The organism is Pseudomonas sp. JV245A (assembly GCF_032424515.1).
Taxonomy (GTDB): Bacteria; Pseudomonadota; Gammaproteobacteria; order Pseudomonadales; family Pseudomonadaceae; genus Aquipseudomonas; species Aquipseudomonas protegens.
In genome coordinates, this window is the sequence record NZ_VYKE01000060.1 from 19929 (window position 1) to 32701 (window position 12773).

General features: G+C 62.9%; 16 protein-coding genes. 8 read left to right on the top strand and 8 right to left on the bottom strand.

The features are described 5' to 3' along the window. Window positions 1-9: 9 nt before the first annotated feature. Complete coding sequence (locus F6S12_RS17395; RefSeq protein ID WP_011059402.1) at window positions 10-774, top strand: amino acid ABC transporter ATP-binding protein; 765 nt, start codon at window positions 10-12, stop codon at window positions 772-774. Window positions 775-839: 65 nt separating this feature from the next. Here the strand turns inward: F6S12_RS17395 and F6S12_RS17400 are convergent, their stop codons facing one another. Both F6S12_RS17400 and F6S12_RS17405 read right to left on the bottom strand, forming a co-directional pair. After that, complete coding sequence (locus F6S12_RS17400) at window positions 840-1322, bottom strand: type II toxin-antitoxin system MqsA family antitoxin (protein WP_015634254.1); 483 nt, start codon at window positions 1320-1322, stop codon at window positions 840-842. Further along, window positions 1319-1630 carry a type II toxin-antitoxin system MqsR family toxin gene (locus tag F6S12_RS17405; protein ID WP_262213380.1) on the bottom strand — a complete coding sequence of 104 codons (312 nt, stop codon included), beginning with the start codon at window positions 1628-1630 and terminating at the stop codon, window positions 1319-1321. Before F6S12_RS17405 ends, F6S12_RS17400 begins: the two co-directional genes overlap by 4 nt. 16 nt (window positions 1631-1646) lie before the next feature. Between F6S12_RS17405 and F6S12_RS33825 the strand changes: the two genes are divergently transcribed. The 6 genes from F6S12_RS33825 to F6S12_RS17430 all read left to right on the top strand — a co-directional run bounded on the left by F6S12_RS33825 (window position 1647) and on the right by F6S12_RS17430 (window position 5729). Beyond that, on the top strand, window positions 1647-1790 hold the full coding sequence (locus F6S12_RS33825; RefSeq protein ID WP_350404221.1) for a hypothetical protein: 144 nt from the start codon (window positions 1647-1649) through the stop codon (window positions 1788-1790). 5 nt (window positions 1791-1795) lie between these two features. Then, window positions 1796-2455, top strand: a complete 660-nt coding sequence (locus tag F6S12_RS17410; protein WP_065364583.1) for a FadR/GntR family transcriptional regulator — start codon at window positions 1796-1798, stop codon at window positions 2453-2455. 13 nt (window positions 2456-2468) lie between these two features. After that, window positions 2469-3761, top strand: a complete 1293-nt coding sequence (locus F6S12_RS17415) for a CynX/NimT family MFS transporter (RefSeq protein ID WP_315869138.1) — start codon at window positions 2469-2471, stop codon at window positions 3759-3761. A gap of 99 nt (window positions 3762-3860) precedes the next feature. Beyond that, window positions 3861-4331, top strand: coding sequence for a nuclear transport factor 2 family protein (locus F6S12_RS17420; protein WP_011059407.1), 471 nt, complete (start codon window positions 3861-3863; stop codon window positions 4329-4331). Between the two features lie 54 nt (window positions 4332-4385). Further along, window positions 4386-4706 carry a GIY-YIG nuclease family protein gene (locus F6S12_RS17425; protein ID WP_011059408.1) on the top strand — a complete coding sequence of 107 codons (321 nt, stop codon included), beginning with the start codon at window positions 4386-4388 and terminating at the stop codon, window positions 4704-4706. A gap of 87 nt (window positions 4707-4793) precedes the next feature. Further along, window positions 4794-5729, top strand: coding sequence for a glutathione S-transferase family protein (locus F6S12_RS17430; protein ID WP_015634257.1), 936 nt, complete (start codon window positions 4794-4796; stop codon window positions 5727-5729). Between the two features lie 79 nt (window positions 5730-5808). Here F6S12_RS17430 and F6S12_RS17435 read toward each other — a convergent pair whose 3' ends face one another. Further along, entirely contained in the window at window positions 5809-6162 is a 354-nt protein-coding gene (locus F6S12_RS17435; protein ID WP_315869139.1) for a glutaredoxin family protein, read from the bottom strand. Further along, window positions 6162-7166, bottom strand: a complete 1005-nt coding sequence (gene yejK / locus F6S12_RS17440) for a nucleoid-associated protein YejK (RefSeq protein WP_011059411.1) — start codon at window positions 7164-7166, stop codon at window positions 6162-6164. Before yejK ends, F6S12_RS17435 begins: the two co-directional genes overlap by 1 nt. Before the next feature lie 394 nt (window positions 7167-7560). Between yejK and F6S12_RS17445 the strand changes: the two genes are divergently transcribed. Continuing rightward, complete coding sequence (locus F6S12_RS17445) at window positions 7561-7842, top strand: HU family DNA-binding protein (RefSeq protein WP_003440137.1); 282 nt, start codon at window positions 7561-7563, stop codon at window positions 7840-7842. Between the two features lie 94 nt (window positions 7843-7936). Here the strand turns inward: F6S12_RS17445 and rlmF are convergent, their stop codons facing one another. From rlmF to F6S12_RS17465, 4 genes are all read right to left on the bottom strand, one after another. Continuing rightward, window positions 7937-8962: a 23S rRNA (adenine(1618)-N(6))-methyltransferase RlmF gene (gene rlmF, locus F6S12_RS17450; RefSeq protein ID WP_258718195.1), complete on the bottom strand. Its 1026-nt coding sequence runs from the start codon at window positions 8960-8962 to the stop codon at window positions 7937-7939. A gap of 205 nt (window positions 8963-9167) precedes the next feature. Next, entirely contained in the window at window positions 9168-12014 is a 2847-nt protein-coding gene (locus tag F6S12_RS17455; protein ID WP_315869140.1) for a valine--tRNA ligase, read from the bottom strand. 119 nt (window positions 12015-12133) lie between these two features. Further along, window positions 12134-12622, bottom strand: coding sequence for a DNA polymerase III subunit chi (locus F6S12_RS17460; protein WP_315869141.1), 489 nt, complete (start codon window positions 12620-12622; stop codon window positions 12134-12136). A 7-nt stretch (window positions 12623-12629) separates the two neighbouring features. Further along, window positions 12630-12773 (bottom strand): DNA polymerase III subunit chi (locus F6S12_RS17465; protein WP_315869142.1); only part of this gene is annotated, 144 nt, incomplete at its 5' end.

Consider the following 12773-nt stretch of genomic DNA (forward strand, 5'->3'; position numbering starts at 1 on the left):
AGTATCTCCATGAGTCAAGCGAGCAAAAAGCCTGTGGGCCCTGAAGGCATTATTCAGATGCAGGGTGTGAACAAGTGGTACGGCCAGTTCCACGTGTTGAAGGACATCAACCTCAACGTCCGCCAAGGCGAGCGCATTGTCCTGTGCGGGCCTTCGGGGTCGGGCAAATCCACCACCATCCGCTGCCTCAACCGCCTGGAAGAACACCAGCAGGGGCGCATCGTGGTGGACGGCGTGGAACTGACCAACGACCTCAAGCAGATCGAGGCCATTCGCCGGGAAGTGGGCATGGTGTTCCAGCACTTCAACCTGTTCCCGCACCTGACCATTTTGCAGAACTGCACGTTGGCGCCGATGTGGGTACGCAAGATGCCCAAGCGCAAGGCCGAGGAAATCGCCATGCATTACCTGGAGCGAGTGCGCATTCCGGAGCAGGCCAACAAGTACCCGGGCCAGCTTTCCGGTGGCCAGCAGCAACGGGTGGCGATTGCCCGGGCGTTGTGCATGAAGCCCAAGATCATGCTCTTTGACGAGCCCACCTCGGCCCTCGACCCGGAGATGGTCAAGGAGGTGCTGGACACCATGATCGGCCTGGCCGAAGACGGCATGACCATGCTCTGCGTGACCCACGAAATGGGCTTTGCCCGCACCGTGGCCAACCGGGTGATCTTCATGGACAAGGGCGAGATCGTCGAGCAGGCGGCGCCCAACGATTTCTTCGACAACCCGCAGAACGACCGTACCAAGCTGTTCCTGAGCCAGATCCTGCATTGATGCTGCAGCGGGGCCTGCGCTGACGATAAACCCGGACTGGCTCCGGGTTTATTTTTGCCCGGCGTTCAACGGCCGGCAGCGCCGAGCTGTGGTTCGGGTTGGTCGCTCAAGGCTGAGGGCGCCAGTTGCGGTTCGCTGAGCTCCAGTACGTCCTTCATCAACTGCGGGTGGCGATCCAGCAGGCGCATCAGCATGTACAGCGGCTGGGGCGCGCCGACTTCGCCGCGCTCGTAACGGGAAAAGGCATTGTGCCCGCCACCCGACAGCAGCCTGACCGCTTCTTTCTGGGAAAGGTGCAGCTTGCGGCGGATGCGCTTCATGTCGGCGGCGACGCTCTGCCGGTACTCCTCCAGCAATTGGTCGCCCGCGGCGGCGTAACGTTCTGCGCTCGGTGCGTCGAATTCGATTTCACCGCATTCCTGGCATTCCCAACCCGCCAGGCCATGGAGGTGACGCTGCAGGTGCCGGTAGTCGATGAGCTCGCTGCGCTGCTCGAACGCCAGCATGCCGGTGGGAGCGCCGCAGCTGTAGCACTGTTGTCGTTTCATGCTTGTGCCTCCTTGAAGGAGATCACTGGAGGCCCTATGCCGGGGCGCTGGGTGATCTTGATGTAGAGCGTCCGGTTATCGATGCCGGTGTAATACACGTCCTGCCACACCCGGTGATTGTGATAGGTGGTCATCGATTTGTAGAACATGCTGCCCTGGAGTCCGGCTATCACTCGTTGCATGGCCGCCAAGGACAATCCGAGTTCCTTGCCGCAGAGCAACGCGCTTCGAGTGAAGGCTTGTGCCCCTTGCCGAACGACCTGTGCCTTGATCAGCGACAGGTCGTAATGAGGTGTTTTCTTTTCCATGAGACACCCTTGAGGCTTGATTGAAATTACCCTTATAGGGTTTTTTGTCAAGGCCTGGCTGAAATGGCGAAAGTGCCTGCTCCAGCCTAAAACGTTGAACTCTGGGAAAGGTCTGAATACCATGCCAGGCAATTCGTCCGATGATTGGATGAAAGAGTGAGTTCAATGAGCGAAATATCCCCCCTGATCAAACGTTCCCTGGTCGACCAGGCCCTGGAGCAACTGCGCCTGCGCATCACCAATGGCGCCTGGGTCGTGGGCCAGCGCCTGCCCACCGAACCGGAACTGGCCAGTGAGCTGGGCATCAGCCGCAACACGGTGCGCGAGGCCCTGCGGGTACTGGCGTTTTCCGGGCTGATCGAGATCCGCCAGGGTGACGGCAGTTACCTGCGGGCGGTGGCCGATCCCTTGGACATGCTCCAGGCACTGTCCCAGTGCTCCCTGGAGCAGGCCCGGGAAACCCGCCACATTCTGGAAGTTGAGGCCGTCGGCCTGGCCGCCCTGCGCCGCACCGACGAGGACCTGCACGCCCTGAGCGATGCGCTGGCCGTCAGCGGCGGGCACTTTCATGGCGACCTGGAAAGCTACATCGCCTGCGACCTGGTGTTTCACCAGCGCCTGGTGGACGCCGCCCACAACCCGACCCTCAGCCAGCTGTATCGCTATTTCTCCAGCGTGGTCGGCGCCCAGTTGCGCCAGACCCTGACCGTGACCCCCAGGCGTCAGGAAGTCTTCGATCGGCACCAGCACCTGCTGGATGCCATCGAGCAACGCGACCCCGAACGAGCCAAGAACATTTCCCGCCAGCTGATCAACGAATCCTGAGTCCGAGACCTCCATGTCCAATCAAACGGTACCTGCGAATACCCCGTCCTCGCCTCGGCGTTCCGCCGAGCTCGAAGAGCTGCTGATCGACGCCGAGGCTGATGATGAGGAGGTGCAGCAGGCTCCACCGCCTCTGCAGCGCCCCTGGCTGTTGCTGCTGGGGCTGATCCTGGTGGCGCTGAACCTGCGTCCGGCGCTGTCGAGCATGGCGCCACTGCTCAGTGATGTGTCGCAGCACCTGGGGCTATCGGCCGCCAAGGCCGGGCTGCTGACTACCTTGCCGGTGCTGTGCCTGGGGCTGTTCGCGCCTTTGGCGCCGCTGCTGGCCCGGCGCTTCGGCGCCGAGCGGGTGGTGCTGGGCATCCTCATGACCCTGGCCCTGGGCATTGTGCTGCGCAGTTCCTTCGGTGAGGTCGGAGTGTTTGCCGGGAGCATCCTGGCCGGCGCCAGCATCAGCGTGATCGGGGTGCTGCTGCCGGGTATCGTCAAGCGTGACTTCGCCCGGCACGCGGGCACCATGACCGGGGTCTACACCATGGCCCTGTGCCTGGGCGCGGCGATGGCGGCGGGGGCCACGGTGCCTCTGAGCCAGCATTTCGGGGGCAGTTGGGCCATGGGGCTGGGCATCTGGGTGGTGCCGGCGCTGGTGGCGGCCCTGTTCTGGTTGCCTCAGGTGGGGCACAAGCACGGTGCTCACCATGTGGCCTTTCGCGTGCGCGGCCTGTTGCGGGACCGCCTGGCCTGGCAGGTAACCCTGTACATGGGCCTGCAATCCTCCCTGGCCTACATCGTGTTTGGCTGGTTGCCGTCGATCCTGATCGGCCGTGGGCTGACCCCGACCCAGGCCGGGCTGGTGCTGTCCGGTTCGGTGATCGTGCAATTGGCCAGTTCTCTGGCGGCGCCCTGGCTGGCGACCCGGGGCAAGGACCAGCGCCTGGCCATCGTGATTGTCATGCTGATGACCCTGGTCGGCCTGTTCGGTTGCCTGTACGCGCCCATCGAGGGCCTGTGGGGCTGGGCGGTCCTGCTGGGCCTGGGGCAGGGTGGCACCTTCAGCCTGGCCCTGACCCTGATCGTGCTGCGCTCCCGGGACCCCCATGTGGCGGCCAACCTGTCGAGCATGGCCCAGGGCATCGGCTACACCCTGGCTTCCATGGGGCCGTTTGCGGTGGGCCTGGTGCACGACTGGACCGGGGGCTGGAACGCTGTGGGCTGGATTTTCGCGGTGTTGGGCTGCGGTGCGATCATTGCCGGGCTGGGCGCCGGTCGTTCGCTGCATGTGCAGGTGCAGAGCGAGAGAATCTGACGGGCCTTGCTTGCACTATTTGCCCGGTAAATGCCGATAGTGTTCGCCGGGGTTGCGGATTATTGTGCTGCATCCCCCTTGCCCTTTCGGAGTCCGTTCATGAGTGATGCCCATCGCGCCCTGATCACCGAGTTCTATCAGGCTTTCCAGCGCCTGGATGCCGAGGCCATGAGCGCCTGCTACACCGAGGATGTGCTGTTCAGTGACCCGGCGTTCGGCGAGTTGCGCGGGCGTGATGCCGGCGATATGTGGCGCATGCTCACCTCCCGTGCCAAGGACTTTTCCCTGACTTTCGATCAGGTGCGTGCCGACTCGAATTCCGGCGGCGCGCACTGGGTTGCCACCTACCTGTTCAGCCAGACCGGCAATACGGTGATCAACGATATCCAGGCCCGGTTCGTGTTTCGCGACGGCAAGATCTGCGAGCATCACGATCAGTTCGACATGTGGCGTTGGGCGCGCCAGGCCCTGGGCACCAAGGGCCTGCTGCTGGGCTGGACGCCGCTGCTCAAGAATGCTGTTCGAGCCCAGGCGCGCAAGGGGCTCAAGGCCTTCCAGAGCGGTCGCTGAAAGCCATCCTCTGCTAAGATCGCGGCTTGTTATCCACAGGCCTCGATACCTTTTGTGACCAGCCCTCTTTCATCCTCCAGTGCCGAAACGGCGCAGCCTGCCACTGACGCCAAGCCCTGGTTCGTGTATCTGGTGCGGGCGGCCAACGGTGCCCTGTACTGCGGTATCAGCGACGACCCGGTGAAGCGCTTCGCCAAGCACCAGAGCGGCAAGGGCGCGCGTTTCTTTCTCTCCAGCCCGGCGGTGGCGCTGGTCTATACCGAGGCTTGCCGGGACAAGGGCGAAGCCTTGCGCCAGGAGCGGCTGATCAAGAAGCTCAGGAAGAGTGCCAAGGAATGCCTGGTGGCTTCGGCCACCGCCGCGGCATCAATCTGACTGATAGGTTCTCATCAGCCGGATCTGTAGGCCGTCCACGGATTGCGCGCTAAGCTCAGCGCTCTCCCTCTTCCGGCGGACCCCAGCATGTCAGAGTTGATTCTCCACCATTACCCGACCTCTCCCTTTGCGGAAAAAGCCCGCTTGCTGCTGGGTTTCAAGGGTCTGTCCTGGCGCTCGGTGAAGATTTCCCCGGTGATGCCCAAGCCCGACCTGACCGCCCTGACCGGTGGCTATCGCAAGACCCCGGTGTTGCAGGTCGGCGCGGATATCTATTGCGACACGGCCTTGATCGCGCGCCGCCTGGAGCAGGAAAAATCCTCGCCTGCGCTGTTTCCCGAAGGCCAGGAAATGATCAGTGCGGCCTTCGCCGCCTGGGTCGATTCGGTAGTGTTCCAGCACGCGGTGACCCTGGTATTCCAGCCTGAATCCGCAGCCGTGCGTTTCGGCAAGCTGCCGCCGGAAGCGGTCAAGGCCTTCATGGCCGACCGTGCCGGGCTGTTCAGTGGCGGCAGCGCCAGCCGGCTGCCTCTGGAGGTGGCCAAGCATCAGTGGCCGACCCTCATGGCGCGCCTGGAGCAGCAGTTGCAGCGCGAGCCCGGGGACTTCCTGTTTGGCCAACCGTCGATTGCCGATATTGCCCTGGCTCACCCGCTGTGGTTCCTCAAGGGCACGCCGGTGACCGCGCCGCTGGTGGACGACTACCCGGCGGTTGCTGGCTGGCTGGCGCGGGTCCTGGGTTTCGGGCATGGCTCCTTCACTGAAATGAGCGCCGAAGAGGCCCTCGAGGTCTCGCGCAGTGCCACCCCGGCGGCGCTGCCGGATGAACAGTTCGTCGACCCCAACGGCTTCAAGGCGGGCCAGCAGGTGGTGATTGCCGCGACTGACTACGGTGTCGACCCGGTGGCGGGCGAGTTGCTGTTCGCCGGCACTGAAGAGCTGATCCTGCGCCGTGAAGATCCACGTGCAGGTGTGGTCCACGTGCACTTCCCACGGCTGGGCTTTCGCATCCAGGCCCAGTGATGCATATCTGCAGGAGCTGGCTTGCCTGCGAAGGCATTCCCAGAGCGGCCGCCCCCTTCGCCGGCAAGCGAAACGGCTGCTAGGGCTTCAGCGCGGCCATGATTGCGTCGGGATCGTGGGTGCGGATCAGGGTGCCATTCACGTCCAGGATCGGAATCCCGGCACCGCCCAGGGCGGTGTAGGCCTGGCGTGCCGCGGCGTCTTTCTCGATGTCGAATTCCCGGAAGGGAATGCCCTTCTGATCGAGAAAGCGCCGGGTGGCCTTGCAGTAGCCGCACCAGTCGGTGGCGTACAGCACCACCCGGGCATGCTCGCGGGTCTCTTCGCTGACCATTGCCGAAGGGTTGAACAGCCGTTCGATCTTGCCCCAGTGCTGGTAGGTCACCACCACCAGCAGGATCAGCAGGAACTTCTTCAATACCCCCTGGAGCATCAGTTACGGCGCTTGAGCTGGTCGGTCAGCTGGGTGGGCAGGCCCTTGATGATCAGGGTCCCGGCTTCTTCGTCGTACTCGATCTTCGAACCCAGTAGATGGGCCTCGAAACTGATGGACAGGCCCTCGGCGCGACCGGTGAAGCGGCGGAACTGGTTCAGGGTGCGCTTGTCCGCGGGGATCTCCGGTGACAGCCCGTAGTCCTTGTTGCGGATGTGATCGTAGAAGGCCTTGGGGCGATCCTCGTCGATCAGTTCCGAGAGTTCTTCCAGGCCCATGGGTTCGCCGAGCTTGGCCTGGCTGCTGGCGTAGTCCACCAGGGTCTTGGTCTTCTCCCGGGCCGAGTCTTCCGGCAGGTCCTCGCTTTCCACGAAGTCGCTGAAGGCCTTGAGCAGGGTGCGGGTCTCGCCCGGGCCGTCGACACCTTCCTGGCAGCCGATGAAGTCGCGGAAATACTCCGAGACCTTCTTGCCGTTCTTGCCCTTGATAAAGGAGATGTACTGCTTGGACTGCTTGTTGTTCTGCCATTCGGAGATGTTGATCCGCGCCGCCAGATGCAGCTGGCCCAGGTCCAGGTGACGGGACGGCGTCACGTCCAGCTGGTCGGTCACCGCCACGCCCTCACTGTGGTGCAGCAGGGCGATCGCCAGGTAGTCGGTCATGCCTTGCTGGTAGTGGGCGAACAGTACGTGGCCGCCCACCGACAGGTTGGACTCTTCCATCAGCTTCTGCAGATGCTCCACCGCCACCCGGCTGAACGCGGTGAAGTCCTGGCCGCCGTCCAGGTACTCCTTCAGCCAGCCGCTGAAGGGGAACGCACCGGACTCGGGGTGGAACAGGCCCCAGGCTTTGCCCTGTTTGGCGTTATAGCTTTCATTGAGGTCGGCGAGCATGTTCTCGATGGCCGCGGACTCTGCCAGTTCGGAATCGCGGGCGTGCAGGACTGCTGGGCTGCCGTCGGGTTTTTTGTCGATCAGGTGGACGATGCAATGACGGATCGGCATGGGCTTCTCGGCTGATTGAAGGGGGAGGGCGGGCACCCCGAAAAAGTGCCCAGTGTACCGCACCCGCTGGTTTTGGCGCGGTTTGCCGGGTGATGAACGGCTCGTCGGTAAGGCTTATGCATTTTTTTACCGATTTAGAGCAATAAAGCTGACCAAATGGCTAGGTAGAGGCGGATATTTCCCCGTCTGTGTGCTAGTTTTGCCCCGTCTTACGCGATGTCTCAGCGTTAAGCGTGCATTCAGCATTTGTCGGGTCGAACCAAACCCTGATTTCGGTATCTATAACCCCGATCTGTCGTGGTTGTAACCGGGGTGCCAGATTCACAAGATCTGGCTCGATGGCTGACACTGCACTCTGCAATCCAAATGAATTTGATAGGGAAGGAACACCACAATGGCTATTACTAAAGACCAACTGATCGCTGATATCGCTGAAGCTATCGACGCGCCGAAAACCACCGCGCGTAACGCCCTGGACCAACTGGCTCAGATCGTTGCTGATCAATTGGAAAATGGCGGCGAAATCACTCTGCCAGGTATCGGCAAACTGAAAGTGACCGAGCGTCCTGCCCGTACTGGCCGTAACCCATCGACTGGCGCTGCCATCGAAATCGCTGCCAAGAAAGTTATCAAGCTGGTTGTGGCTAAAGGCCTGACCGACGCTGTTAACAAGTAATACTTGCAGTGAAACCGTGCTCAGAAGTCTTCCGGGCACGGTTTGTGTGACACCGATTCACGCAAGGTGAATCGTCTTTGAATTCCCCGCCTCTCTAGTTCTTCCTAACCCAGCGTTCCTGACCCCAGGCCTGTTGCTGTGCCTTGTCCTTGAAGGTCCAGGCGACGAAGCGGCTCTGTTTCTGTCCCTGGGACATTTCCACCACCTGGCTTTCCAGGGCTCCGGCCTTTTTCAGTGCGCTTTCAATGGCTGGCAGGTTCGAAGCCTTTGACACCAGGGTGCTGAACCACAGCACTTGCTGGCCGACGCCCGCGCTCTCGCTGATCAACTGACTGACGAAACGGATCTCGCCGCCCTCGCACCAGAGTTCCCGTGCCTGGCCGCCGAAGTTCAGCACCGGCAGCTTGCGCTTGGGATCGGCCTTGCCCAGGGCTCGCCATTTGCGCTGGCTGCCGCGGGTGGCTTCGTCCAGGGAGGCATGGAAGGGCGGGTTGCACATCGTCAGGTCGAAACGCTCGGTGCTGTCCAGCAGGCCGGTGAGGATCTGTCTGGGATTGCCTTGCTGGCGCAGGCTGATGGCCTTGTTCAAGCCGTTGGCCTGGACAATCGCCTTGGCCGCCGCCAGGGCGGTGCTGTCGATGTCCGAGCCGAGGAACTGCCAGCGGTAGTCGCTGTAGCCGATCAGGGGGTAGATGCAGTTGGCGCCGACGCCGACATCCAGTACCCGCACGGCTGCGCCACGAGGGATTTCACCCTGGTTGTGGCTGGCCAGCAGATCGGCGAGGAAGTGCACATAGTCAGCACGACCGGGCACTGGTGGGCAGAGGAAGTCCGTCGGAATATCCCAGTGGGCGATGCCGTAGAAGGCCTTGAGCAGGGCCCGGTTGAATACCCGCACGGCGGCCGGGTCGGCAAAATCGATGCTTTCCTTGCCATAGGGATTGAGGATCACGAATTGCCCCAGCTCCGGGGTGCTCTTGATCAGTTGCGGGAAGTCGTAACGCCCCTGGTGACGATTGCGCGGATGCAGGCTGGCCTTTTCCCGGGGCGTGGCGGCTTTGGCTGGGGAGGCAGGCTTGGGTTTTTTGCGCGCAGGCTTGGGGGTGTTGGGGGCGGTCATGGGGGATCGATTCGGGGCTGGTTCAAAGTGGCGGGCATTGTCCCATATCTTGCGGCGTTGGGGCGGGAGGCTTCGCCGCCGGCAAGCCGGCTCCTGGCAAACCACCGCGTAACGCTTTCGCTGGCTTGCCAGCGAAAGCGATCTGCCGCCAATAAAAAAGGGAGGCCTCTGCGGGCCTCCCTCTTTCACACTGCGCGAATCGCCGTTACAGGCTGGAGATCCGTGCGTGCTGCTCCGCCAGCTTGCCCAGGGCCTGTTCGGCCTCGGCCAGTTTGGCGCGTTCCTTCTCGATCACTTCGGCCGGGGCCTTGTCGACGAAGGAGGCGTTGGACAGCTTGCCGCCCACGCGTTGCACTTCGCCTTGCAGGCGCTGGATTTCCTTGTCCAGGCGCGCCAGTTCGGCGCCCTTGTCGATCAGGCCTGCCATCGGCACCAGCACTTCCATCTCGCCCACCAGCGCCGTGGCGGACAGCGGTGCTTCGTCGCCGGCACCCAGCACCGTGATGGATTCGAGTCGGGCCAGCTTCTTCAGCAAGGCTTCGTTCTCGGTCAGGCGACGCTGGTCTTCGGCGCTGACGTTCTTCAGGAACAGGGCCAGGGGCTTGCCCGGGCCGATGTTCATTTCCGCGCGAATGTTGCGAGTGCCGAGCATCAGGCCCTTGAGCCATTCGATGTCGTCCTCGGCGCCTTGGTCGATGCGGGTTTCGTTAGCCACCGGCCAAGGTTGCAGCATGATGGTCTTGCCGGTGCTGCCTGCCAACGGCGCCAGGCGCTGCCAGATTTCCTCGGTGATGAACGGCATGAACGGATGCGCCAGGCGCAGCGCCACTTCCAGTACCCGTACCAGGGTGCGACGGGTGCCGCGCTGGCGCTCAACCGGCGAGTTCTCGTCCCACAGCACCGGCTTGGACAGCTCCAGGTACCAGTCGCAGTACTGGTTCCAGATGAACTCGTACAGGGCCTGGGCGGCCAGGTCGAAACGGAACTGGTCGAGTTGGCGGGTGACTTCGGCTTCAGTGCGCTGCAGCTGCGAGATGATCCAGCGGTCCGCCAGGGACAGCTCGTAAGCTTCGCCGTTCTGGCCGCAGTCCTCGCCCTTGTCCAGCACGTAGCGCGCGGCGTTCCAGATCTTGTTGCAGAAGTTGCGGTAACCCTCGACGCGGCCCATGTCGAACTTGATGTCGCGACCAGTGGTGGCCAGGGAGCAGAAGGTGAAACGCAGGGCGTCGGTGCCGTAGCTGGCGATGCCGTCGGCGAATTCGGCGCGGGTCTGCTTCTCGATGGCTTTCTGCAGTTTGGGCTGCATCAGGCCGGTGGTGCGCTTCTGCACCAGGGTTTCCAGGTCAATACCGTCGATGATGTCCAGCGGGTCGAGGACGTTGCCCTTGGACTTGGACATCTTCTGGCCCTGGCCGTCGCGGACCAAGCCGTGCACGTACACGGTCTTGAACGGAACCTGCGGCGTGCCGTCTTCGTTCTTCACCAGGTGCATGGTGAGCATGATCATCCGGGCGACCCAGAAGAAAATGATGTCGAAGCCGGTGACCAGCACGTCGGTGGGGTGGAAGGTCTTGAGGAAGTCGGTCTGCTCCGGCCAGCCCAGGGTGGAGAAGGTCCACAGCCCCGAACTGAACCAGGTGTCGAGCACGTCGTTGTCCTGCTGCAGGGCAACGTCCGGGCCGAGGTTGTGCTTGGCCCGTACTTCCGCTTCGTCGCGGCCGACATAGACCTTGCCCGACTCGTCGTACCAGGCCGGAATGCGGTGGCCCCACCACAGCTGGCGGCTGATGCACCAGTCCTGGATGTCACGCATCCAGGAGAAATACATGTTCTCGTACTGCTTGGGCACGAAGGCGATGCGGCCGTCTTCCACGGCGGCGATGGCAGGTTCTGCCAGCGGCTTGGTGGAGACATACCACTGGTCGGTCAGCCACGGCTCGATGACGGTGCCGGAACGGTCGCCCTTCGGCACTTTCAGCGCGTGGTCGTCGACGCTCACCAGCAGGCCGGCGGCGTCGAACGCGGCCACGATCTGCTTGCGTGCTTCGAAGCGGTCCAGGCCCACGTACTCGGCCGGGATCTTGCCGTCGATGCTGTCGTTCAGGCTGCCGTCCAGGTTGAACACCTGGCAGGCCGGCAGTACGGCGGCGTTCTTGTCGAAGATGTTGAGCAGCGGCAGGTTGTGGCGCTTGCCGACTTCATAGTCGTTGAAGTCGTGGGCCGGGGTGATCTTCACGCAGCCGGTGCCGAATTCGGGGTCGCAGTAGTCATCGGCGATGATCGGGATGCGGCGGCCCACCAGGGGCAGCTCGACGAATTTGCCGATCAGGGCCTTGTAGTGCTCGTCTTCAGGGTTCACCGCGACGGCGGAGTCACCGAGCATGGTTTCCGGACGGGTGGTGGCGACGATCAGGTAGTCGTTGCCTTCGGCTGTCTTGGCGCCGTCGGCCAGCGGGTACTTGAGGTTCCACAGGAAACCCTTCTCGTCGTGGTTTTCCACTTCGAGGTCGGAAATCGCCGTGTGCAGCTTGGTGTCCCAGTTGACCAGGCGCTTGCCGCGGTAGATCAGGCCGTCTTCGTGCAGGCGCACGAAGGCTTCCTTCACCGCTTCCGAGAGGCCGTCGTCCATGGTGAAGCGCTCGCGGCTCCAGTCCACGGAGGAGCCCAGGCGGCGGATCTGGCGGCTGATGTTGCCCCCGGACTGATCCTTCCATTCCCAGACTTTCTCGAGGAATTTTTCCCGGCCCAGGTCATGGCGATTCTGGCCCTGGGCTTCGATCTGGCGCTCCACCAGCATTTGCGTGGCGATACCGGCGTGGTCGGTGCCCGGCTGCCACAGGGTGTTGCGACCCTGCATGCGGCGGAAACGGATCAGGGCGTCCATGATCGCGTTGTTGAAGCCGTGGCCCATGTGCAGGCTGCCGGTGACGTTCGGCGGCGGGATCATGATGGTGTAGGAGTCGCCCGCGCCTTGCGGGGCGAAGTAGTTCTCGGACTCCCAGGTCTGGTACCAGGAAGTTTCAATGGCGTGCGGCTGGTAGGTCTTATCCATGCGCGGCGGGACCCTATTGGCATTTATTCAGGAAAAGCCGGGAAGTATAGCGGAGGGGGGCGGCAGCAAGCCACCAGCGGCAAGCGACAAGATGGCCCGGCCCGGCTTTTGCGTGTGGCTTATGGTTTGCCGCTGGTGGTCGCTGCGAGCAGGCGTTCCAGGCGGGCGTCGAGGCGACGCTTGATCTCGGTTTCGATATGCGGCGCGAAGTCGTCGATCACGTCCTGCATGATCAGTTGTGCGGCGGCGCGCAGTTCGCTGTCCAGGTGCAGCAAGGCATCGGCGTTGTTGCTGGCAGGGGCAGGCTTGGCGACGGGGGCCGCCTCAGCAGGTACTGGAGCGGGTGTTGCCGCTTGAGCCGGTGCGGGTGCGGCGGCTTGCGCCGGGGCTGGCGCGGGTTGCGCCTTGGCGGGTGCGGCAGGAGCGGCTTGGGCAGCGGCCGGCTGCTGGTTGCCCACCATGTCGAACAGCAGGGGAATCTGTACTTCGCTGCTGACGGTCTCGGTCAGCAGTGGCGGTTGCAGGTTTTCATCGCCGAGCAGTTTACGGATCGACTCGAGGTCATCCAGCAGGTGCGCGGGCTTTTGCAGCGGATTGGGAGTGTCCATCGGGTGCTCAGAGTCGCTGTAAACGGTGATCTTGCAGAGGATAGCCCTGTTCGCGATAGAAACGGAAACTCTCGCGGGCCGCCTGACGAATAGCGGGGTCTTCCACCACCACCTCGGCAATCCGGGCAAAACGCGGGGCGAAGGCCGGCAC